Raw genomic sequence first — 23,100 nt, forward strand, 5'->3', positions numbered from 1 at the left:
GGGAGGTCGCACCCGGCCGGTTTTCGCGCTACAGCTGCCGCACCCGGATGTTGCGGAACTCCATCAGGTCGTTGTCACCGTGGTTCTGCAGACCGATGAACCCGCTGACGAACTGCCGGAAGTCGGTCGACGGATCGCCCGCCCGCGACGAGTTGATCCCCGGCGCGTTCTCGAACTCGTTGATCACGACGCCGTTGCGGCTGATCGTGTACTTCTGCCCGACGACCTTGACCTCGTACTCGTTCCAGGTCCCCTTCGGCTTCACACCCGCCTGGTCCAGCGGCCGCGGGTCGAAGTTGTAGATCGACCCGGTCTTCTGCGGCTCACCGGTGGCCCCGTCGTACAACTGGACCTCGTGTCCACAGTAGATCGCGACCCAGGCCTGCGACGTCTTCGCGGAACCGACGGTGCCGCAGCTGCCCGGCGGACGCTGCTCCAGCGGAGTGCGCGGATCCGGGAACCGGACGAACACACCACTGTTCGCGCTGCCTGTCGGCGCGATGTCCTTGAACTGCAGCTTCACCGAGAAGTTGCCGTACTGCCGCGCCGAGTACCACAGCATGCCCAGCCCACCCGACGGTCGGAGTGACCCGTCCGGCTGGATGGCGAACTGCCCGGACGGCGCCTGCGACCAGTTGCGGAACGACGCGGCCGTGCCGTCGTAGATCGCGTCGTAGCCGATGACGCCCGGGTTGCCGATGGGCGAGGCGGCGGCCGCGGCGTTGATCTTGTCCGACTCGGCCGAGTTCAGCACCCCGAGGTCGCCCAGCCGGTCCACGGCCTGGGTGACGTGATTGACGAAACCGGCGTGGGAGGTCCACGTGCTCTCGTCGTCGATCATGTCGTCGACCGTGCAGCCGCCACCGGCGTTCCGGTTGGTCACTCCGGTGTCGGTGTCGCCGATGGTGACCGTGGCACCGGAATCCGCCACGAGACAACCGACGCTCACCGAGTTCCGCGTGGTCACCGTCTCGCCGTCCGCGTAGGTCACGGTCAGCTTGGCGGTGTAGAGCCCGGTGCGCGGGTAGGTGTGCCGCGGGTCGGGCTGGGTGGAGATGGTGCCGTCGCCGAACTCCCACTTGTAGGAGACGCCGCCGGACTTCGACCCGGTGAAGGCCGCGGTGAGCGGTTTGTTCTGCACCATGGTCGACGCCGCCGCGGCCGACGGGGTCGCCTCGCCGCCGACGTAGCTGATCTTCAGCAGCTTCTGGTTGTTGGTCAGGGTGAAGAAGCCGCCGCCGTAGTCGAGCACGTACAGCGCGCCGTCCGGCCCGAACTTGGCGTCCATCCACTGGTTCAGCTTGGTGTCGCCACCACCGGTCGGGATGATCTGCCGCACGGTCTCGGCGAACACCGGCGGATCCTGCTTCGGGACGCCGTTCGGGTCGACGGTGACCGCGATCCGGTTCTGCCCGTTGCTCTGGTCACCGATGAACCACTTGTCGTTCCAGTACGACGGCCACGCCACACCGCTGGTGGTGTTGACCAGTTCGCGGTGGTACGTCGGCCCGGTCATGACCGCCTGGCCGCCGCCCTTGAGGTAGGGCTGCGTGTAGGTGGCCTCGGCCGCGTTGTACGTCGGGACGGAGCTGTTGGGCCGGTTGGGGAACACCGGTCCGCCGCCGTCCGGCGAGTACCAGATCATGTTCTTCTTGACCGGCGGCAGGTTCACCAGGCCGGTGTTGCGCGGCGAGGTGTTGACCGGGTTGTCGCAGTCGTACCAGCCGGTGAGCACCGCGGCGTCGGTGCTGCTGCGGTCGCGATAGGGCTGCTTGTTGCCCATGCAGTACGGCCAGCCGTGGTTGCCCGCCTCGGTGATGATCGTGGCGGTCTCGTACTTGGCCGGGCCGAGTTCCGGGCTGGGCGAGGTCGCGTCCGGACCGACCCAGGCCGCGGTCAGCCAGTTGGTCTTCTTGTCGACTTGCAGACGCGAGATGTTCCGCACGCCCATCACGTAGATCTCGGGCCTGGTCTTGTCTCCGGGGTCGTTCGCCTCGGGGAACAGGTTCCCGGCCGGGTTGGTGTAGGTGCCGTCCGCCTCCGGGTGGATCCGCAGGATCTTCCCGTTGAGGTTGTTGGTGTTGCCGGCGGTGCGGCGCGCGTCCTGGAACGAGACGCCCTTGTAGTCCTGGGTCCAGTTGTTGCCGGAGTACCCGTTGGAGCCCTGCGACGAGTTGCTGTCACCGGAACCGATGTAGAGGTTTCCGTCCTTGTCGAAGTCCATGCCCCCACCGGCGTGGCAGCAGCTGTGGATTTGGACGTCCCACGACAGCAGGTCCTTGCGGGTCGCCTGGTCCAGCGTCTGGTTCTTCAGGTCGTAGGTGAACCGCGAGACCGTGCGCTTGCCGATCCGCTTGTCGATGTCGACCGACGCGTGCGGCATCCAGTAGGCGTACATGAAGCCGTTCTCGCTGAACTTGGGGTCCAGCACGAGACCGAGGAGGCCTTCCTCGTTCTTGACCAGTTCGTCGCCGCTGCCGCGGTTGCCCATCACCTTCAGCGTGGTGAGCAGCTTCGGTTTCTTGGTGACCGGGTCCCACTGGTGGATCGTGCCGCAGCCGGCGCCGATCTCGGGGTTGGTCCAGTCGTTCGGCGCGGGCACCACGTTGCCGGCGCAGGCCGCGCGGCCGATGTAGAAGACCCGGCCGTTCGGCGCGATGGTGAGCCCGTGCGGCTCGCCGATCTGGTCCAGCTGGCCGGTCTGGTTGATCCCCGTCAGGCGTTCGACCTTGTAGTTGGCCGCGATGCCCGCCTTGCAGTCACCGCGCACCATGCCGGTGGTCCACTTCAGCGCGCCGAGGAGGTGGCTGCGGAACTGGGCTTCGCCGTAGCTCGCCTCGGTCCGGCCCATCCCGGTGTAGAAGGAGCGGCCGCCGTCGTAGTCACGGCACCACGAGATCGGGTGGAAGGCGCCGTTCGCGCCGACACCCGGCTTGTAGGTCGATTCCTCGACCTGCGCGACCGTGTGCACGGTGCCGATCGGGTTGACCTCCCAGTTGAGCCACCGGTCGGTGCGGACCCATTTCTGCGGCAGTCCCGCGGTGGTCGGGTTCGCCTTGTCGAGGACGTCGACCGTGGCCTCGGCCAGTGCGCTCTCCGGCGGCGGCGGGGTGGTCGAGTTGTCCTTGTACAGCTTGAACTCGGCCAGCTGGATGAGCGGTTCACCCGCGTTGGCGGTGATGTTCAGCCGGTAGTTCGAGTACGCCGTGGTGTTGGCGAAGGTGAACTTGCGGCTCTGGAACGTGTCGGTGAACACCTCGTTGGTGCGGGTGTCCAGATCGGTCCAGGTGGTGCCGTCGTTGGACCCCTGGAAGGTCCAGTTCTTCGGGTTACGACCGGGGAAGTCGTTCGCCGACACGAGGTCGTAGCTGCTCACGGCGACCGGGGCGGCCAGCTTGTAGGCGACCCAGCCGGTCGGCGAGAAGGTCAGCCACTTGGTGTTCTCGTTGTTGTCGGTCAGCTTTTCCTTGGTCTCGTTGGGCGGGTTCTCCGCGCTCGCCGTGACCGAGGCGACCGCCTCCGGGGTGGGCCGCGCCCCCACCGGACGCGCGCCGATCAGCCCGGTGAACCACTGCGAACCGTCCTGTGCCCGCGCCGCGTCCGACAGGCCGACGAAGCCGCCGCCCGCCTTCATGTAGTTCTGCAGCGAGGTTTCCTGGTCACGGTTGAGCGTGATGCCCTGCGCGGAAAGGAAGACGACGCCGCGGTACTTCGCGAGGTTCGCCTCGGTGAACACCGCGGGGTCCGAAGAGGACGACACGGAGATGCCGTTCGCCTGGCCGAGGCTCGCGATCGCGTCCGTGGCACGCAGGACGGGGTCCTTCTGATCCGCGGCGGTGCCGTGGAAGACCAGGACGTTCACCGGAACGTTCGTCGCGGCTTCGGCGGTCACCGGCGCGATGGCCAGCGGAAGCCCGGAGGTGACGACGGCGCCGACCGCCAGTGCGGCCAGTGACCGTCTGCGGAGCCGACGTTGCGAAAAGATTCGTCTCAAGTTCTCGCTCCTTTCGAAGTCTAGTGGTGGTGGGCGGAAGCGCCGGTGGCGTCCGGAGTGGACGTGGTGGTGTGCTGGTGTCCCTTGAAGCGGTCGATCGCCTCCTGTGCGCCCGCGGGCATCCCGCCGTCGGCGTTGCGGACCAGGAACACCCCGGACATCCCGTCGTCGGAGTGCTGCTGGACGTGGCAGTGGTACATCCACGCGCCCGGGCCGACGCCGTCACCGGCGATCACCTGGAACCCGAAGGAGTTGCCGGGGTCGAGGGTCTTGTTGTCGACGATCGGGGCGTTGTCGGTCGCGCTGGTGAGCATGCCGGTGCGGGTGTCCGCCCAGCGGTGCGCGTGCAGGTGGAAGGTGTGCATCAGGTTGCCGTGCCCGATGCAGATGAACTCGACGCGTTCCCCGAGGTTCGCTTCGAAGATCGGGGTGTTCGGGGCGACCTGGTGGTTGATCCACATCTCGGTGAACACCACGGTGAACTGCTTGCTGGGCAGCAGATCCCCGCGTTTGCGCACGATCAGGCCGCCGTAGAGCCCCTTCATCAGGCCCACGGTGCCGTGGTCGCCGCCGAACGCGTGGTCGTGGTAATGCCAGTAGCCCGCGCTGCCCGGCATCCAGAAACCGTTGGCCGCCTGGTAGGCCGTCCGGGTCTTCCAGGTGTAGGTCTTGGTCTCGTAGGGCTTGTTGAAGGAGTCGTTGAACGGGGAACCGTCGGATTTGGTGTCGTAGTTGACGCCGTGCGGGTGGATGGAGAGCCGCTGGTCGGTGTTGTTGACCAGTTCGATCACCAGCGTGTCACCCTCGTAGCACTCCAGGAGCGGTCCGGGGATCGTCGGCTTGCCGGGCTCCAGCCCGTAGCCGACCCGGGTCGAGCCGGGAACGTAGTCGGCGTACACGGTGATGTTGCGGGTCATCCCGGCCGCGGCGGCCGGTGCCGATCCGGCGCTGGCCGACACCACGACCGGGGCGATCACCCCGGCCGCGGTGCCCGCGAGCATCGATCTGCGGGACAGCCCGCGGTTGTGCTTGTCCATTGTGGATTCCCCAGTCAGAAGCGGACGTTACGGAGATAGGTGAATCCGGTCTGGGCGGTGCTCAGGGGATCCGTGGGGTTGTCGTGCTCAACGATGTATTCGGCCAGGTGGGGACGGGTGCGAGAGAAAATGCGCGGGAAATCGATGACACCCTTGCCGGGGTCGACCATCTTCCCGTCGGCCGTCCGGTCCTTGACGTGGTACTGCACCACGCGCGGGAAGTGCTGCCGGTACAGCGAAACCGGGTCGACCCCGCCTTCCACCGCCCAGAACAGGTCGATCTCCAGGTGCACGTAACGCGGGTTGGTGTTCCTGGTGAGCACGTCGTAGGGACGCACGCCGCCGATGGGGGCGAATTCGTGCGCGTGGTTGTGGTAACCGAGCGGAATCCCGGCCTGGCGGAACTTCCGCGCGGCCGTGTCGAGCCGTCCGGCGAACTGCTGCCAGCCTTCGATGGTGTCGAAGCTGGCCCACGGCACGTTCGCCCGGGTGTTCCCGAGGACCTTCGCGTCCGCGATGGTCTTGTCGAGATCGCCGTCGATACCGGTGTGCGTTGACGTCGCACGGAGGTGGAACTTGTCGAGCAGGCCACGGAACTCCTCGGCCGTGCGACCGTAGGTCCCGGCGAGTTCGACCTTCCGGTAGCCGATGTCCGCGAGCGCGGACAGGGTTCCCGGCAGATCGGCCTGCAACGCGGTGCGCAGGGAGTAGAGCTGGATGCTGATCTTGTCCACCGGGACCCGGCCCCGACCGTGGTGGCCGGCTCCCTCGGTGGCCTCAGTGGCCGCACTGGCCACGCTCGGCAGGGCTACCGCCGCCCCCACCGCGACCGCCGCCGTCGCGGCACCTCGCAGGAGCGACCGTCGAGAGTGGAACCGCTCAGCTTCTTCACCGCACATGAAACCGCCCTCACTTCTGGTTGCTGAAAGCCGCGTCGAAGGCCGCCGACGGCTTGTCGAACAGGAGCCCCCGCAGAAAGGTCACGGCTTCCGCCGCGCCCCGGAGCCGGTCCATGCCGGCGTCTTCCCACTCCACCGAGATCGGACCGGCGTAGCCGATCGAATTCAGTGCCCGGAAGCAGTCCTCCCACGGCACGTCGCCGTGCCCGGTCGAAACGAAGTCCCAGCCGCGTCGGGGATCTCCCCAGGGGAGATGCGAGCCGAGCCTTCCGTTCCGTCCGTCGAACCGCTTCCTGGTGTCCTTGCAGTCCACGTGGTAGATCCGGTCGGCGAAATCGAGGATGAAACCGACCGGGTCGAGGTCCTGCCAGATGAAATGCGAAGGATCCCAATTCAGCCCGAACGCCGGACGGTCGCCGACGGCTTCGAGCGCACGCTTCGTGGTCCAGTAGTCGTAGGCGATCTCGGAGGGATGCACCTCGTGCGCGAACCGCACGCCGACCTCGTCGAAGACGTCGAGGATCGGGTTCCACCGGTCCGCGAAATCCCGGTAGCCGTCGTCGATGACCGCCTGCGAGACCGGCGGGAACATCGCGACGTACTTCCAGGTCTTGGAACCAGTGAAGCCGATCACCGTGTCCACACCGAGTTTCGCCGCCGCGCGGGCGGTGTCGGCCATCTCCTTCGCGGCCCGCTGCCGGACGCCTTCCGGTTCACCGTCGCCCCACACCCGGGAGGGAATGATGGCCTGGTGGCGTTCGTCGATCGGATCGTCGCAGACGGCCTGTCCGACGAGGTGGTTGGAGATGGCCCACACCTTGAGGCCGTGGTCGGCCAGCAGCTTCAGGCGCCCCGGCACATAGTCCTCTTCGGACAGTGCGCGGTCGACCTCGAAATGGTCGCCGGAACAGGCGATCTCGAGGCCGTCATAGCCCCATTCGCTGGCCAGCCTGCACACCTCGGTGAACGGCAGATCCGCCCACTGGCCGGTGAACAGCGTGATCGGACGACTCATCAGGACTCCTCGAAAGTGATCGCGTCTACATCGAACAAGCCGCCGGAACCGCCCTTGAACACGAGGAACAGCGGGCCGGTGCCACCGGGGTCGGTGATCGCGGAGGCCGGGATGTCCGCGTAGGTGTCCCAGCCGCCGGTGTTGGCGACGGTGACCGTCTGGACCAGCGGCCCGTCCACCGCGCCCGAGCGCACCTCGATCGTGCCGCCCGCGCCACCGGAAGAGACCCGGTAGCCGATACCGCTGACGCCGGTGAGGTTCACCGGGTCGAATTTGATCCAGTCACCGGATTCGATGTGACCGACGCGTTTGCCGCCACTGGCGCCGTCGTGGCCGACGACCTCGATCCCGCTGGACTGGCTGTAGAACTCGGCCTGCTTCAGCTTCGGCTGCAGGATGGACTCGGCCTCGCCGGTGAGCGCCGGCACGCCGTTGGCGCCGTTGTCGGTGTAGCTGGCGTTGATGACCCCGAACACGTTGGCGTCCGCGCCGTGGCCTTCGTCGGCGGGCGTGGCGATGGTGCCCTCACAGCCGGTGGCCCGGCTCAACGGATGCCCGTGCCCCTCGTGGCCGAGGATGTATTCGACGGTCACCTTCGAGCAGTCGATCGGGTTGTCCTCGGCGTCGGTCACCTCGACCTTGAACGGGACCATGTCCCCGAAACTGAACACACTGCCGTTGACCGGCGTCTTCAGCGTGACCACCGGCGCGGTGTTGCCCACGGTGACCACCACGCTCGCCGCCCCGGTCAGCCCGGTGGAGTCGGTGACCGAAAGCTTCGCCGTGTACTGGCCGTTCGCGACGTAGGTGTGGGAAACCGGGCCCGCTTCGGTGGAATCGGTCGTGCCGTTGCCATCGAAGTCCCAGGCGTAGGTGAGCGTGCCGCCGTCGGGGTCGCTCGTCCCGGCCGGGTCGAGCTTCACGGTCAGCGGCGCCTGTCCGGACGTCTTGTCCGCGGCCACCTTGACCTCCGGCGTCCGCCTGCCCTTGGTGTAGTCGATGCGGTAGACCGCGGATTCCTTCGAGCCGCCGAAGTAGCCGGTGCCGTAGTCGAGGACGTACATCGCCCCGTCCGGACCGAACTCGACGTTCATCGGGCGGACCAGCTCCATCGAGTCGAAGAACGGCTTGATGGCACCGCGTTCCCCGTTCGGGCCGACGGTGATCTCCTTGATCCAGCCGCGTTCCCATTCGTAGGCGAAGGTCTTGCCGTTGAAGTACTCCGGGAACTTGGTCAGGGACGGGTTCTTCGCGTCGTACTGGTAGACCGGCCCACCCATCGGGGACTCCGGACCGCTGCCGAACTCGGGCACCGAACCGCCGTCGTAGGGAATCCAGGCCTTCTCAACCGGGGGCAGGTCGGTCAGCCCGGTGTTGCGCGGGCTGGTGTTCTTCGGCTTGGCGCAGTCGAAGGCGGCGCCGGACTGCTTGGTGGCGAAGTCGTAGTCGATGAACGGCTGGTTGTCGCCGACGCAGTACGGCCAGCCGTAGTTACCCGGCTTCTTGATCAGGTTGAACTCGACCGTGCCACCCGGACCGCGTTTCGGATCGGCCGCGCCGGCGTCGGGACCGTAGTCGGCGAGGTGGAGCCAGCCGGTCTTGCGGTCGACGGCGAACCGGAACGGGTTCCGGAAGCCCATCGCGTAGATCTCCGGCCGGGTCTTGGCCTTGATCTTCGGGAACAGGTTGCCCCGGGGAATCGTGTACGAGCCGTTCCCGGCGACCTTGATCCGCAGTACCTTGCCGCGCAGATCGTTCGTGTTGGCCGAGGTGCGCTGGGCGTCGTACACCGGGTTGCGGTCGGCGCGCTCGTCGATCGGGGTGAACCCGTCGGAGGCGAACGGGTTGGAATCGTCCCCTGTGGACAGATAGAGGTTGCCTTGTGCGTCGAAGTCGATCTCGCCGCCGGCGTGGCAGCAGATGCCGCGTTCGGCGGGGACCTGCAGGATCTTCTGCTCGCTCGCGAGGTCGAGCTTGTTGTCGGTGCCCAGCTTGAACCGCGAGAGCTGGTTGTAGCCCTTGAACGGTTCGAAGTCGGCCGGGGTGCCGTTCTCCGGCGCGTCACCGGCCGGGGTGTTCAGCTTGGGCGCGTAGTAGAGGTAGACCCAGCGGTTCTTGGCGAAGTCCGGGTCGATCGCGACACCCTGGAGGCCGTCCTCGTCGTGGTTGTAGACGGGGATCTGCCCGGCCAGCGACGTCGTCGCGGAAGAGCTGGTGTACCAGACGCGGCCGTCCCGCGAAGTGTGCAGGACGTCGCGGTTGGGCAGCACCGAAAGCGCGATCGGCTCGCCGGTCTTCTCCTCGCCCTTGGCCAGGGTGATCTGGTCGAAGTCCGCGTCGACCGGGTCTTCCTGGGTCTCCTTGGCACAGCCCGCTTCGCTCAGTTTGGTGGCGTACTTGATGCCACCCGCCAGATGATCACGGAAAGCCGGTTCGGCGTAGGACTCCTTGGTGTGCCCGCCGCCGGTGTACCAGGAGCGGCCGCCGGAGTTCTCGTGGCACCAGGCGATCGGGTGATCGCCCATGGCGCCGTGACCGGGCTGGTAGCTCTTCTCGTCCAGGCTCGCGAGCACATGGACGTTGCTGCGCGGGTTCTGGCGGTAGTTGTACCACTCGTCGGTGCGCGGCCAGGTCTCCGGAAGTCCCGCGGTGGAAACGTGCTCGTGGTCTTCGACCTTCACGTTCGCCTGCTGGATCTGCGGGTGCGACTTGAAATACGCGCCGACCAATTCGCCGTACCAGGGCCAGTCGTATTCGGTGTCGGAGGCGGCGTGCACACCCACGTACCCGCCGCCTCCCTTCACGTACCGCTCGAACGCGGCCTGCTGCTCCGCGTTCAGCACGTCACCGGTGGTGGAAAGCCAGACCACCGCGTTGAACCGCTTGAGGTTCGCGTCGGTGAAGGCCGCCGCGTCCTCGGTCGCCTCCACCCCGAAGTGGTGCTGCGCACCCAGTTCCTTGATCGCCTTGATCCCGTCGGGGATCGAATCGTGCCGGAAGCCCGCGGTCTTGGAGAACACGAGCACCGTGGCCGCTTCATGCGCCGATGCGATCTGCACCGGTAGCGCGACGCCTGTCAGAGCGGTGACCATCGACGTGACGAGCACGCCTAGTCGTCGTTTCAAGGACATAGCAGTAGCGATCCTTTCGATGAGCGACGGCGATCAAGGAACGGAATGCGGGTGAAGCTTCCCTTCTATTTCAGGCCTTGCAGGGAAAGGAGTAACGGATGCACGTCGGTCGCGCCGACGCGACCGGACGGCTGGAACGCCGGGTCACTGCACAGCAGCACCGGACCGTCATCGGTGGAATCCGGCAGTCGTCCGTGTGAACCTCGCACCCAGCGCGGATCGGTCGGGACGACGTCCATCGCGTAGCGGAGCCCGGCGAACTTCTTCGCCAGGTTGAGCCCGGCCCGTGCCTTGGCGAACTTGTCCTCCGGGTCGAAGAACAGCTCGGCGGGGTCGTAGCCCGGCTTGCGATGGATTTCGACACCGCGCGCGAAATCGGGCTTCCGCGCGTCGTCGAGCCAGTAGTAGTAGGTGAACCACGAGTCCGGCTCGGCGACCGCGACGAGTTCGCCTGCCCGTTCGTGGTCCAACCCGTAACGAGCTTGCGCCTCACGGTCGAGGACCTCGTCGACGCCGGTCAGCTCACCGACGATCGAGCGCACTCGCTCGACGTCGGCGGAATCGCGGACGTAGACGTGCGCGACCTGGTGGTCGGCGACGGCGAACGCGCGGGACGCCCACGGGTCGAGGTACTCCATCCCCGCCTGGGTGTAGACCTCCAGCAGTCCTTCGCGACGCAGTGCCCGGTTGATGTCGACCGGCCTGCTGACGTTGGTGATCCCGTACTCGCTGAGCGCGACCACGGTCGCCCCGGCGTTGCGGGCGTCGTCGAGCAGCGGCGCGAGCGCGTTGTCCAGTTCCCGCGCGGCCTTCGCCGCCTGCGGCGCGTCCGGGCCGAAACGCTGCAGGTCGTAGTCCAGATGCGGGACGTAGGTCAGCAGCAGATCCGGACGCTTCTCGCGCAGGATCTGCCGCGAGGCGCCGATCACCCACTTGCTCGACTTGAGTGACGCCGTCGGGCCCCAGTACTGGAAGAGCGGGAACTCCCCCAGCGCGCCGGTCAGCTGATCGTGCAGTTCCGGCGGGCGCACGTAGGCGTCCGGCGATTTGCGGCCGTCCGCGTGGTAGATCGGCCGCGGGGTCACCGTGACGTCGGTGCTCATCCCCATCGCGTACCACCAGCAGACGTTCGCCGACGTGTAGCCGGGGTGCGCCGCCCGCGCGGTCTCCCACAGCTTCTCCCCGCCGACGAGCCGGTTGTGCTGGCGCCACAGGAAGATCTCGCCGAGTTCACGGAAGTACCAGCCGTTGCCGACGATCCCGTGCTGCGCGGGCGTGAGCCCGGTGAGGAACGTCGACTGCGCGCTGCAGGTGACGGCCGGCAGCACCGTGCCCAGTTCGGCCTGCCAGCCGTCGCGGGCGACGGCGGACAGTTTCGGCATGTCCCGCAACGCCTTCGGGGTCAGCCCGACGACGTCGATGACGACCAGCGGCTTCACGCGGAAACCCCTTCCTTGACGAGGTTCGCCTGTGCCCACTCGAGTTCCGCGGCGATTCCGCCGACGAGGTCACCGGCGTCCGGGAGCACGCTCCAGGTGTAGGTCTCGACCTCGATATGCGGTTCTCCGGGCAGCCCGGCGGCGACGGTGCGCAGGACGTCCGTGGTGGTGGACAGCGGCGCGGCCGGGGCCTGGTGCAGCGGCATGTGGAAATGCACGCGCCACGGCCCCTCCCCAGGCAGCTCCGTCCAGGCCTCGGGTAGATCGTCGGCCTGGTGTACGACACCACCCGAAAGCTCCCGGACCTGGTGCAGGTAGCGCGGTTCCGCGAACGCGGCCAACGCCTCACGGGCCTCGGCGGGATCTTCGACGTGCAGCGCGGCGGAGGCCTGCACCTTGACGATGTCCACATCGGACTTCGCGATCGCGGCCAGTGTCTCCGCCGGGTCGGCGAACGAGACCGCGAGGTGACAGGTGTCCAGGCACAGCCCGACGTACTCCGGGTCGACGCGGCCGGAAAGCCAGCCCAGCGCGTCGGCCACGGTGTCGAGCACACAGCCGGGTTCGGGTTCCACGGCCAGCTTGATCGGCCGGTCACCGATCGCCCGGACGACCTGGCCGAAGGCCTCGGCCGCGCGGCGGTCGTCGTGCTCGGTCCACGGTTCGCGCCAGGCGAGCGGCAGCGTGGAGATGCTGCCGTACGTGGCGTCCTCGGCGAGCAGATCGGACAGCACGTTCACGCAGTCGATCGTGTAGGCGACCCGGTCGGGGTTCGTCCACTCAGGACGGTAGACCGCGTGCTTGACGACGTCGTCGTGAAAACCGCCGTACGGGAACGCGTTGAGCGTGTACACCGACAGTCCGCGCGCGTCCAGTTCCGCGCGGAACGCCCTGCGTGCGCCCGCGTCGCCGGCGAGTCCGCGCGCGACCGGCGCGGAAAGCCACAGCCCGACGCCGAGCCGGTCGGCGCCCAGCCGTTCGCGGACCGGAAGCGCGTACCGCTCCAGCTGCGCGACGATGCCGTCGACGTCTTCGGCGGGATGGACGTTCGTACAGTAGGAGATCATTTGCGGGCACCTCGCAACACCGAGTTGCCCTCGAAGGTCGCGGCCTCGCCGGTGAACCCGGGCAGCGGGTCGAGGGTGAGCCTGCCGCTCAAGCCGTAGAAGTCGACCGGGTTCTGCCACAGCACCTTGTCGACGTCGGCCTCGGTGAAGCCGCCGTCGAGCATCGCCTGCCCGGTTTTCGCGGTCTTCAAGGGATCCGAGCGGCCCCAGTCGGCGGCCGAGTTGACGATCATGTTGTCCAGCCCGTACTGGCGCAGGATCTCGACCATCCGGTGTTCGTCCATTTTGGTGTCCGGGTAGATGGAGAACCCCATCCAGGCGCCGGAATCCTTGACCAGCTTGACGGTGACCTCGTTGAGGTGGTCGACGACCACGCGCTCCGGCGCGAGCCCGGCCTCACGGACGACGTCGAGCGTGCGCTTGGTGCCTTCGAGCTTGTCGCGGTGCGGGGTGTGCACCAAGACGGGCAGGTCGTGTTCGAGGGCCATCGCCAGCTGCCGCGCGAAGACCTCGTCCTCTTCCTTCGTCATCGAGTCGTAGCCGACCTCGCCGACCGCGACCACGCCGTCCTTGGCCAGGTACCTCGGGAGGACGTCGAGCACCTCGCGGCAGCGAGGGTCGTTGGCCTCCTTGGGGTTCAGCGCGATCGTGCAGTGGTGCCGGATGCCGAACTGGGCGGCGCGGAACCGTTCCCAGCCGATGAGGGCGTCGAAGTAGTCGGTGTACGAGCCGACGCTGGTGCGCGGCTGGCCCAGCCAGAACGCGGGTTCGACGAGCGCGCGGACGCCTGCCGCGTACATGGCTTCGTAGTCGTCGGTGGTCCGGGAGGACATGTGGATGTGGGGATCGAAGATGCGCACTGTGTTAGTTCTCCTTGAGGAGTTCGAGGGCGTCGGCGGGAACGTCACGTCCGGCTGCCCTGCGTTCGTCGGCGAAGTCGGCGAGCATGCGCCTCAGCTCGTCGTCCGCGCGGGTTTCGAGATCCGCGACGGCGGCGAGCGGAACGCCGACGAAGACGCATTTGAGGACACCGTGCCGCCAGGTGTGGTCGTCCAGGAACCGGGCGAACGCGCCCATGGCGGCGGCGACCAGGCGGATGTCGTTGGCGCGCAAGGCGTCTTCGACCAGCTTGATGCCGGTGTCGGTGACTTCGGCGGCCGGGGACTCCAGCGCGTTGAGCGCCCGCAGGACCCCGCGCCGCTCGGCGTCGTCGCCGTAGCGGTAGAGATCCCGCAGCTCAGCGGCCAGCGCCGCGTCGTCGAGGACGTCGGCCAGCGTCGTCACGAGCCGGACGCGCGCCCGGTCGTCGACGGTGCCGTGCACCAGCCCCTGCGGATCCGTCTCCGGCCGCAACGCGGTCCGGCCGACCTCGCGGCCGACGGCCGGGAAGAGCGAGCCGACGACCGACGGCTTCTCCCGGATCCGGCGTTCCGCCTTGTCCAGCCACGTTTGCGGCAACGCGCTGGTGAGGGCTTCGAAGGCCCTGCGCGCGGTGTCCGGTGCGGCGTGGCTGTGCCGGGGCAGTTCGACCGCGGCCAGCCCGGTGTAGCCGATCTCCGCCAGCGCGGCGAGCGTTCCCGGCAGGTCCAGGTGCCCGTCGCCGAATTCGAGGTGCTCATGGACCCTCGGCAGCATGTCGTCCAGCTGGACGTTCCACAGCAGCGGTCCGGCCAGACGGACGCACTCGGCCGCGTTCACCGGCTCGACGGCGACGCAGTGCCCGACGTCGAGTGTGACACCGAACAGCTCCGGTTCGCCGAGTTCCTTGCGCAGGTCCAAGACCTGGCTCAAATGCTGCACGAGGTGCCCGGGTTCCGGTTCCATCGCGAGCCGGACGTTCAGTCGCGAAGCCTCCTCCAGGACCGCGGCGACGCCTTCACGCAACCGGGCCCAGGCGGTCTCCGTGTCCACAGTAGACACACCGGACCAGAACGAGACGCAGTCGGCACCGAGGTCGCTCGCGATCCGCATCGCCCGTGCCAGGAAGTCGATCCGGAGCGCGGGGTCGTCCGACAGCAGCGTCGGCGAGTGCTTGCGCCACGGGTCGAGCAGGTACCGGGCGCCGGTTTCGATGACGACGCGGTTCAGGCCAAGCGCCGAAAGCCGCGAAGCCACGTGGTCGACCCGCTGTGCCAGGTCGTCGGCGAACGGGTCGAGATGGTCGTGGTCCAGCGTCAGCGCGACCCCGGTGTAGCCGAGGTCGGCGATGATCGCGAGGGCGTCGTCGAGACGGTGGTTGGAGAACCCGTTCGTGCCGTATCCCAACGAAAACGTCATGTGGGGCTCACCTTCCGCGACAGCTTGCGGGCGATCGGCAGCGCGGCGGCGACCAGCAGGGCACCCAGTACCGAGCCCTTGGCCGTGACCGCCGCCTGCAGCGGGACCATGCCGTGGATGCCGGACTTCGTCGCCGAGCGCACGGATTTGGCCGACGGGTCACGGACGGCGTCCGCCTGTGCCCTGCCGACCAGGCCCGCGTAGCCGGAACCGGCCGCCACCGAGGCGAGCCGGTGCCAGCCGCCCCGCGCCGGTCCGGTCAATGCCAACGTTGTCGCGGCGCAGCTGGTGGCCAGTGCGGCCCGAGCCGTCCCTGGTTTCGCGCCGTGCACTTCGCCGGTGGACAGCGCCGTGACACCGAGCGTGTGGACACCGACGGCCGCCGCGGCGGTGAGAGCCTTCTTCGGAGAGTCGCCTGCGCCCAGCAGGACGTCGAGCGTGCGGCAGGCCGCCATCGCCACCGGTCCGGCCGGGGTCGGCTTGAGCACGGTGTCGTAGGCCCACACCGCGGCGGCGAGCGGGACCGCGACCCGCATCGCCTGTCGTCCGCCGCCGAGTGCGGCCAGGCCGAGCCCGGCCGCGGTCAGCGTCGCCCCGGTGGTGAGCGCCGCGTCCGCGCTCACCCGCCCGGACGGGATCGGCCGCTCGGGGCGCTCGACCGCGTCGAGCTTCCGGTCCGCCCAGTCGTTGAGGGCCATCCCTGCCCAGTAGAAGGCGACCGAGGACAGCGGCAGCAGCAGCCGTCGCCCGGTCATCTTGAGCCCCGCCGCGGCGGACCCGGCGACCGTGTCACCGAGCACCGTCAGCGCGGCGGGCGCGCGGACGAGTTCCACGTAAGCCTTCACAGGGTTCCCGCCCAGGTGATCAGGCGGGCGGCCTGTTCGGCGAAGCGGTGTTCGTCGCTGCCCAGCGGATCCTTGAAGAAGAAGCCGAGTTCGGTCAGCGCGCCGCTCTGGCCGTCGGCGTGCGCCGCGGTCACGAGCCTCGCGAGGTCGAGGATCAGCGGCGCCGCGAGCGCGGAGTCGTAGCCGGTCCAGGTGAACTGCAGGCTCATGCGCGCGCCGAGGAAACCCTCGAACGACACGTGATCCCACGCGGTCTTGATCTCGCCGAGGTCGGGCACGTTGTCGATGTGCAGCGGCGCGGTGACGTCCTCGCCGAGCAGCGCCGCGAGGCCGCGGGCCTTCGATTCCAGCTTGCTGTTCGCGGTCACCGGGTCGGAGAGGGTCTCGCCGTCACCGCCGCCGAGCAGGTTGGTGCCGGACCAGGAGCGGACCTTCAGCGCCCGCGCGCTGAACATCGGCGCGAGGACGGTGCGGAGGAGGGTCTCGCCGGTCTTGCCGTCGGAACCGGCGTAGGGCAGGCCCTCCCGTTCGGCGAGCTGCCGCAATGCGGGCAGGGTGACGCCGGGGGACGGCGTGAACTCGACGTAGGGGCTCCCCGCCTTCAGCGCCGCGTAGGCCGACAGGGAGCTGGACGGCAGGACCGCCCTCGCCGGATCCGCGAGCGACACTTCGAGCGCGTCGAGGTCGTCGTGTTCGGGAAGGTGGGGGCACGGGGCCTCGGTGGAGGACACGTTGACCACCACGACCCGCGCGAGGCCGTGCCGGTCCGCGAAAGCCCGGATGTCCGCGCCGAGCCGCGCGGCGGCGTCGGCCTGGGCACCCGTATGCGTCGCCGGGTGGTAACCGTCGCGGATCTCGGCGTCCACTTCGGCCAGTCCTGACCGGACCGCCGAGAACACCGAGTGCCCGAACACGCCGGCGCCCGCCAGCTGTTCGGCGCGCTTCTCCAACGGAGTGTGCGCGATGTCGTGCCCGCCGAGGACCAGATCGTCCCAGCCCGGCAACGGAACCCCCGCGAACGCGGGTAGCTCGGTGACACAGCCGACCGGACCGGTCACGCCGGCGCGCAGGGCCAGCAGGCCCACCGCGGCGGTCGTGGCCACCGATCCTCTCGCGCCGATCAACCAGATGCCCGTGCGCTCCTGAGCAGGCATTTCTCCACCTTTCCAAGATCCGAAACGTCCGACGGGGCTATTTCCTCGGATGGTCGGACGTTTCGGATCGAACCAAGTCGCAGCGATAACCGTCATGCGACTTTCGGCTGGAACTACTTCTCAGTTACCCGCCTCCGTGGTGACGCCGGGCACAGCGGTCCATCGCGCCTCTTCGGCCGCGCTGCGCTCGACCGCGTCGAGGACCATCTGAACCCTCAACCCGTCCTCGAAGGACGGTTCGGGATCCGTGCCTTCGCCGATCGCGGTCAGCAGATCGGCGACCTCGTGGGTGAAGGTGTGCTCGTAGCCGAGGAGGTGGCCCGGCGGCCACCACACCCCGACGTACGGGTGGTCCGGTTCGGTGACCAGGATCCGGCGGAACCCCGCCTCGGTGGCGGGCTGGCCTCCGTCGTACCAGGACAGTTCGTTCATCGACTCGAAGTCGAACGCGAGGCTCGCCTTCGATCCGTTGATCTCCAGCCGCATCGAGTTCTTGCGGCCCAGCGCGTACCGGGTCGCCTCGAAACTCGCCACGGCCCCGCCGGAGAACCGGCCGAGGAACAGCGCGCAGTCGTCGACGGTGACCTGCCCCGTCCCGCCGTCGCCGTCCGGCCGTTCCTTGACGAAGGTGTTCGTCAAGGCGGAGACCCCGGTGATGATCTCGCCGGTGACGAACTGGGCGGCGTCGACGATGTGCGCGCCGAGGTCGCCCAGCGCGCCGGAGCCCGCCTTGTCCTTGTGCAGCCGCCAGGTCATCGGCGACTCCGGATCCGACAGCCAGTCCTGCAGGTAGACCGACCGCACGTGGCGGATCTCGCCGAGTGCCCCGCTCGCGACCAGGTTCCTGGCGTGCGCGAGCGCGGGCACCCGGCGGTAGTTGAAGGCCACCATCGACCGGACGCCGCCTCCGCGGGCCTTCGCCGCCGCCTCCGCCATCGCCTCGGCTTCGGCGAGGGTGTTGGCCAGCGGTTTCTCGCACAGCACATGCTTTCCGGCCTCGAGCGCGGCGATCGCGATCTCGGCGTGGCTGTCGCCCGGGGTGCAGATGTCGACCAGGTCGACGTCGTCGCGGGCGACCAGCGCGCGCCAGTCCGTCTCGACGTCTTCCCAGCCGAACCGCTCCGCCGCGGCCTTCGCCCGCCCTTCGTCGCGTCCGCCGAGCACGGCGAGTCTCGGGATCAGCGGTGGCGCGAAGAACCGGTGGACACTGCGCCACGCGTGCGAATGCACCGCACCCATGAACGAGTGACCGACCATGCCGACCCCGATCGTTTCCTTTGCCGTGCTCATGCCCCTCCTAGATCCGCCTACGTGTGCCGGGAGTGCTGTGCTACGAGTCGAAGCCGACGTCCATGTACTGGTCGACGTTCTCCTTGGTGACCACCGCGGAGTACGTGGTGATCTCCGACGGGATCTCGTGCTCGGCGAAATCGCCCGCGCCCTTGTTCTGGCCGAGCAGCCTGGCGAGCGAGATCGCGGACGACGCCATCGACGGGCTGTAGAGCACCGTCGCCTTCAGCGGCTCGGCGTCGGACTTGATCAGGTTCATCGCGTTCTTCGAACCCGCGCCGCCGACCATCAGGAAGTCCTTGCGGTTCGCGTTGTTGATCGCCGCGATGACCCCGACACCCTGGTCGTCGTCGTGGTTCCAGAGCGCGTCCAGTTTGGGCGCGGACTGCAGCAGGTTCGAGGTCTGCTGCTCGCCCGACTCCGGCGTGAACTGCGCCGAGACGCGCGGTCCCACCTGGAAACCCTGACGCGCCAAGGCGTCCTTGAAACCCTTGCTGCGTTCCTGGGTCAGCGGCAGCGAGTCGATCCCTGCGACCTCGCCGATCACCGGGCTGGCGATGTTCTTCGCCTTCATCTGCTTGGCGATGTAGTTCCCGGCGTTGACGCCCATCCGGTAGTTGTCGCCACCGATCCAGGTGCGGTACGCGAGCGGGGTGTCGAAGACGCGGTCGAGGTTGATCACCTGGATACCGGCGTCCATCGCCTGCTGTCCGACGGCGGTGAGCGCCTTGCCGTCGAACGGCAGGATCACCAGCACGTTGACCTTGGCGTTGATCAGCGTCTCCACCTGGGAGATCTGCTGGTTGACGTCGTTGGTGCCCTCGGTCGCGTTGAGCGTGACCTCACTGAACTTCTGCGCCTGAGCGCGGGCGTTCTTGGTGATGGCCGCCATCCAGCCGTGGTCGGCGGCCGGCGCCGAAAACCCGATGGTGACCGGGTTTCCGGGCTGCGAGTTGCTGCCCGCGTTGGCCACGTTGGCGGCGTTGTTCTGTGCCGGTGCCTCGTTCGACGTGCACGCGGTCAGCAGCGCGCCCGCTCCGACGGCCGCGCCACCGAGCAGGAAACGGCGGCGGTGCAGGGATTGTTCGGTCATGACGACTCTCCATCCACGATGATCAAGTACTCGTCTTTGCGTTCTTCACGGAGCGGAACTGCAGAAGCGCGGCCAAAACGATGATCACGCCCTTGGCGATGTTCTGGATGTCGGTGTCCAGGTTGTTGAGCGTGAAGATGTTGGACAGCACGGTGAAGATCAGCACGCCGATCAGGGTGCCGATGAGCGAGCCGCGGCCACCGGTGAGCAGGGTGCCGCCGATGACGACCGCCGCGATGGCGTCGAGTTCGTAGAGCATGCCGTTGGTCGACGCGCCCGCGGTGGTGCGGGCGACGACCATCAGCGCGGCGATACCGCAGCAAAGACCTGCGACGCCGTAGACGAGTGCGGTGTGCCGCTTGACGTGGATACCCGCGAGGCGCGAAGCCTCGGCGTTGCCACCGACGGCGAAGGTGCGGCGGCCGAACGTGGTGCGGTTCAGCAGCACCCAGCCGACGACGAACACCAGCGCGAACATCCAGATCAGCACCGGGATGCCGAGCAGGTCACCGCGGAAGAAGTCGAGGAAACCCGTCTCCGCGACCACCTGCGTGCGGCGGCCGCTGATGCGTTCCGCGAGCCCGCGGGCCGCGACGTACATCGCCAAGGTCGCGATGAACGGCACGATCTTCCCGTAGGAGACCAGTATCCCGTTGATCAGCCCGCAGCCGAGGCCGACCAGGAGTCCACAAAGGATCATCACGAACGGGCCGTAGGCCTGGGTGGCCAGTGTGGTCAGCCAGACGCTGGAGAGCGCCACGATCGACCCGACCGAGAGGTCGATGCCGCCGGCGATGATCACGAAGGTCATCCCGACGCTGACCACGCCGATGGCCGCGGCCAGCCGGAGGATCGTCGAGATGTTGCCTTCGGTGAAGAACTGGTCGGGCCGGGTCACCTGGCCGACGATGCACAGGATCACCAGCACACCGGTCAACCCCAGCAGCCGGGTGTCGAGCGAGAAGCTCCGCTTTTCTTTGGGTGGTACGGGTTCCACGGCGGGTCCCGTACGCACCGACTCGGCTTGGTCAGTCACGCCGCACTCCCCTCGAGAATCACGTCGAGCACATCCGCCTCTGTCAGCTCCGCAGACGGCCTTTCAGCCAGGACATGTCCTTCACGCAGCACCAGCACCCGGTCGGACAGTCCGAGTACTTCGGGGATCTCGCTGGAGACCAGTACGATCGCGACCCCGGTCGCGGCCAGTTCTTCGATCAGCCGGTACAGCTCGGCCCGCGCGCCGACGTCCACCCCGCGGGTCGGCTCGTCGAGCAGCAGTACCCGGCAGCCGCGGACCAGCCACCGCGCGAGCACCGCCTTCTGCTGGTTTCCGCCGGACAGCGTGCGGATGATCCGGTGCGGGTCGGCCGGCCGGAGATCGAGCCGCCGCAGGCTTTCCCCGGCGTCCTCCAGTTCCCTCGACCGCTCGGAGAACCCGAACGTCGAGTATTTGGACAGGCTGGCCAGCGTCACGTTATGCACCACAGGCAGGTCCAGCAGCAGGCCTTGGCTTTTGCGTTCCTCCGGCGCCAAGCCGATCCCGGCCTTGACCGCCGCGGACACGCTGCCCGCCCGTACCGGTTCGCCGTCGACCGAGACCGTGCCCGCGTCCGGTTTGCGCGCGCCGAAGATCGTCTCCAGCAGCTCGCTGCGCCCGGAGCCGACGAGACCCGCGATACCGACGACCTCCCCGGCGTGCACGGTGAAACTCACGTTCTCGAACTCGCCCACGGTGGTCAGGTTCTCGACCTTGAGCACCTCTTTGTCCGGGTTCACGTGTTCCTGGTGGCGCGGGCCGAACACGGTCTCGACCTTGCGGCCCGCCATGAGCGCGACGAGATCCGACGTCGGCGTCTCCTTGGCGTCGAGGCCGGTGGAGACGGTCTTGCCGTCCTTGAGCACGGTGACGCGGTGGCCGATCCGGCGCAGTTCTTCGAGCCGGTGGGAGATGTAGACGATCGCGACGCCCTCGGCGGTCAGTTCGCCGACGATGCGGAACAGGTTGTCGACCTCTTCCCCCGCCAGCGCCGCGGTGGGCTCGTCCATCACGAGCAGCCTCGCGTCGTACGCGAGTGCGCGCGCCATCGAGACCAGCTGCTGGCCCGCCGCGGAGAGCTTGCCGACCTCGGTCGACGGCGTGATCTCCGGATGCCCGAGCCGGGCCATCAGTTTCGCGGCCATGGCACGCGATTCGCTGATCCGCGTGAAGCCGAAGCTGGCCCGCTCACGGCCGAGGAAGATGTTGTCCGCCACGGAAAGCCCCGGTACCAGGTCGAGTTCCTGGTACATGGTCGCGATGCCGATCTTCAGCGCGGCGACCGGTGAGGGCAACGTGACCGGCTCGCCCTGCCAGAAGATCTCGCCTCCGTCGGGACGGTGCGCCCCGGCGAGGGTCTTGATCAGCGTGGACTTGCCCGCGCCGTTCTGGCCGAGCAGACAGTGCACCTCGCCGGGTTCGACGTCGAAGTCGACCCCGTCGAGCGCGCGGACCCCCGGGAAGGTCTTCACGATCCCCCGGACCGATAGCAAGGTCATGCCGGCGCCTCCTCGGTGAGCACTGGAACGAGCGTCGGGTCGGCGAAAAGCCGTTCGGTGGCAAGGTGTGCGGCCCCGCGCAGCGGAGCGGTGGTGCCCAGCGGCGACGGCTCGACCCGGCAGGCTGGCTCGTGCCCCAGCGGCCGTGCGGACAGTTCGCGGCGCACCGGCTCGACCAGCCACTCGCCCAGTTCGGCGAAGTAACCGCCGAGCACCACGACGTCCGGGTCGAGCACATCGACCACAGTGGACACCGCGATGCCGAGCGCGACCCCGAGTTCCGAGACCGCCGCGACGGCGCGCTGGTCGCCGCGCTGGACGCGATGCTTGAGCAGCCCCACCCGGCCGTCGACGCCGAGCGCGGGATCGTGCAGCGGGTCTCCCGGCGAGGCGGCGACCCGCAACACGGCGTTGAGCCCGGCCTTGGTCTCCAGGCAGCCGACCCGGCCGCACTGGCACTGCTCGCCGGACGGGTCGACGGTGATGTGCCCGACCTCGCCGGCGAAACCTCTTGCCCCGCGCAGGATCGCGCCGCCGGAGACGAGTCCGCCGCCGACGCTCATCCCGCCGCTGAGGTAGAAAAGCTCCCGCACACCACGGCCGATCCCCGCGACCGCCTCGCCGACCGCACCGAGGTTGGCCTCGTTGTCGACCGCGATGGCGTCGACCGGCAGACCGAGCCGGGCGGCCAGCAGATCGGCGATCTCGGCGTCGCGCCAACGCAGCGTCGGCGCGAACCGCAGCACCGCGGCGGCCGAGTCGACCAGGCCGGGGACCGAGACCGTGACGCCGACCGGCTGCTCGGCGCTCAGCACCTGACCGGCGAGGAAGGCGAGTTCGTCCATGCTCCGGTGCAGACCGAGCGCGGCGACGTCGGCGGACTCGGCGCGTTCGGTGATGACACGGCCGTCGAGGTTCGTGACGACGGCGGCGAAACGATCGGCTTCGACACTCAGCGCGAGCCCGTAGGCGCTGGCGCCGTTCAGCTCGACCAGCTGGCTGGGCCTGCCGTTGCCGCCCGCCTGGAGTCCGGCGGAGCGGACGAGGCCGCGCTCGGCCAGCTCGGTGACCAGACCGGAGACGGCCGCCTTGGTGATCCCGCTCCGCGCCGCGAGCTGGGTACGCGACAGCGGCCCAGCGCGCAGCGCCCGCAGGAGCGCGGCGAGGTTCGAGGTACGTTTCCCCGCCGAGAACCCATGGGCGCCATTCGCCGTGCGTGGGCTGACCGGGTCGAGCTGCCCGGGATCAGTCGCGGCCACACTGCCTCATTTGACGACGCCTCACTTACGAATCGGCCGTAACAAACTTTGTTACTTAGCCAGCG

Annotated in this window: 16 protein-coding genes; all 16 read right to left on the reverse strand. The window is 68.3% G+C overall.

The window, feature by feature from the left end:
* Positions 1-28: 28 nt before the first annotated feature.
* The 16 genes from ACZ7KI_RS01340 to ACZ7KI_RS01415 all read right to left on the reverse strand — a co-directional run bounded on the left by ACZ7KI_RS01340 (position 29) and on the right by ACZ7KI_RS01415 (position 23,035).
* Positions 29-3,994, reverse strand: a complete 3,966-nt coding sequence (locus tag ACZ7KI_RS01340) for a ThuA domain-containing protein (RefSeq protein WP_470271266.1) — start codon at positions 3,992-3,994, stop codon at positions 29-31.
* A gap of 20 nt (positions 3,995-4,014) precedes the next feature.
* Positions 4,015-5,031: a multicopper oxidase domain-containing protein gene (locus ACZ7KI_RS01345; protein ID WP_470271267.1), complete on the reverse strand. Its 1,017-nt coding sequence runs from the start codon at positions 5,029-5,031 to the stop codon at positions 4,015-4,017.
* A gap of 14 nt (positions 5,032-5,045) precedes the next feature.
* Positions 5,046-5,930, reverse strand: coding sequence for a sugar phosphate isomerase/epimerase family protein (locus ACZ7KI_RS01350; RefSeq protein ID WP_470271268.1), 885 nt, complete (start codon positions 5,928-5,930; stop codon positions 5,046-5,048).
* 10 nt (positions 5,931-5,940) lie between these two features.
* Positions 5,941-6,945 carry a sugar phosphate isomerase/epimerase family protein gene (locus ACZ7KI_RS01355; RefSeq protein ID WP_125680675.1) on the reverse strand — a complete coding sequence of 335 codons (1,005 nt, stop codon included), beginning with the start codon at positions 6,943-6,945 and terminating at the stop codon, positions 5,941-5,943.
* Positions 6,945-10,037, reverse strand: coding sequence for a ThuA domain-containing protein (locus ACZ7KI_RS01360; protein ID WP_470271437.1), 3,093 nt, complete (start codon positions 10,035-10,037; stop codon positions 6,945-6,947). The genes ACZ7KI_RS01355 and ACZ7KI_RS01360 overlap by 1 nt, the downstream gene beginning before the upstream one ends.
* 104 nt (positions 10,038-10,141) lie before the next feature.
* Positions 10,142-11,515: an alkaline phosphatase family protein gene (locus tag ACZ7KI_RS01365; RefSeq protein ID WP_470271269.1), complete on the reverse strand. Its 1,374-nt coding sequence runs from the start codon at positions 11,513-11,515 to the stop codon at positions 10,142-10,144.
* The gene (gene eboE, locus ACZ7KI_RS01370; protein ID WP_470271270.1) at positions 11,512-12,582 is read right to left on the reverse strand and encodes a metabolite traffic protein EboE; all 1,071 of its coding nucleotides are present in this window, start codon (positions 12,580-12,582) and stop codon (positions 11,512-11,514) included. The genes ACZ7KI_RS01365 and eboE overlap by 4 nt, the downstream gene beginning before the upstream one ends.
* Positions 12,579-13,442 carry a TatD family hydrolase gene (locus tag ACZ7KI_RS01375; RefSeq protein WP_470271271.1) on the reverse strand — a complete coding sequence of 288 codons (864 nt, stop codon included), beginning with the start codon at positions 13,440-13,442 and terminating at the stop codon, positions 12,579-12,581. The genes eboE and ACZ7KI_RS01375 overlap by 4 nt, the downstream gene beginning before the upstream one ends.
* A 4-nt stretch (positions 13,443-13,446) precedes the next feature.
* On the reverse strand, positions 13,447-14,859 hold the full coding sequence (locus tag ACZ7KI_RS01380) for an EboA domain-containing protein (RefSeq protein WP_470271272.1): 1,413 nt from the start codon (positions 14,857-14,859) through the stop codon (positions 13,447-13,449).
* A complete protein-coding gene (locus tag ACZ7KI_RS01385) occupies positions 14,856-15,704 on the reverse strand; it encodes an SCO3242 family prenyltransferase (RefSeq protein WP_470271273.1) in 849 nt (282 codons plus the stop codon). Before ACZ7KI_RS01385 ends, ACZ7KI_RS01380 begins: the two co-directional genes overlap by 4 nt.
* Positions 15,701-16,858 (reverse strand): inositol-3-phosphate synthase, encoded by a 1,158-nt coding sequence (locus tag ACZ7KI_RS01390; RefSeq protein ID WP_470271274.1) that lies wholly within the window; start codon positions 16,856-16,858, stop codon positions 15,701-15,703. Before ACZ7KI_RS01390 ends, ACZ7KI_RS01385 begins: the two co-directional genes overlap by 4 nt.
* Before the next feature lie 120 nt (positions 16,859-16,978).
* Complete coding sequence (locus ACZ7KI_RS01395) at positions 16,979-18,148, reverse strand: Gfo/Idh/MocA family protein (RefSeq protein ID WP_470271275.1); 1,170 nt, start codon at positions 18,146-18,148, stop codon at positions 16,979-16,981.
* A gap of 40 nt (positions 18,149-18,188) precedes the next feature.
* Positions 18,189-19,241 carry a substrate-binding domain-containing protein gene (locus tag ACZ7KI_RS01400; RefSeq protein WP_470271276.1) on the reverse strand — a complete coding sequence of 351 codons (1,053 nt, stop codon included), beginning with the start codon at positions 19,239-19,241 and terminating at the stop codon, positions 18,189-18,191.
* Positions 19,242-19,263: 22 nt separating this feature from the next.
* Positions 19,264-20,238 carry an ABC transporter permease gene (locus tag ACZ7KI_RS01405; RefSeq protein WP_470271438.1) on the reverse strand — a complete coding sequence of 325 codons (975 nt, stop codon included), beginning with the start codon at positions 20,236-20,238 and terminating at the stop codon, positions 19,264-19,266.
* A 35-nt stretch (positions 20,239-20,273) separates the two neighbouring features.
* Positions 20,274-21,776 (reverse strand): sugar ABC transporter ATP-binding protein, encoded by a 1,503-nt coding sequence (locus tag ACZ7KI_RS01410; RefSeq protein WP_470271278.1) that lies wholly within the window; start codon positions 21,774-21,776, stop codon positions 20,274-20,276.
* Entirely contained in the window at positions 21,773-23,035 is a 1,263-nt protein-coding gene (locus ACZ7KI_RS01415; protein ID WP_470271279.1) for an ROK family transcriptional regulator, read from the reverse strand. The genes ACZ7KI_RS01410 and ACZ7KI_RS01415 overlap by 4 nt, the downstream gene beginning before the upstream one ends.
* Positions 23,036-23,100: the final 65 nt, after the last annotated feature.

The organism is Amycolatopsis sp. NPDC039088, assembly GCF_055598845.1.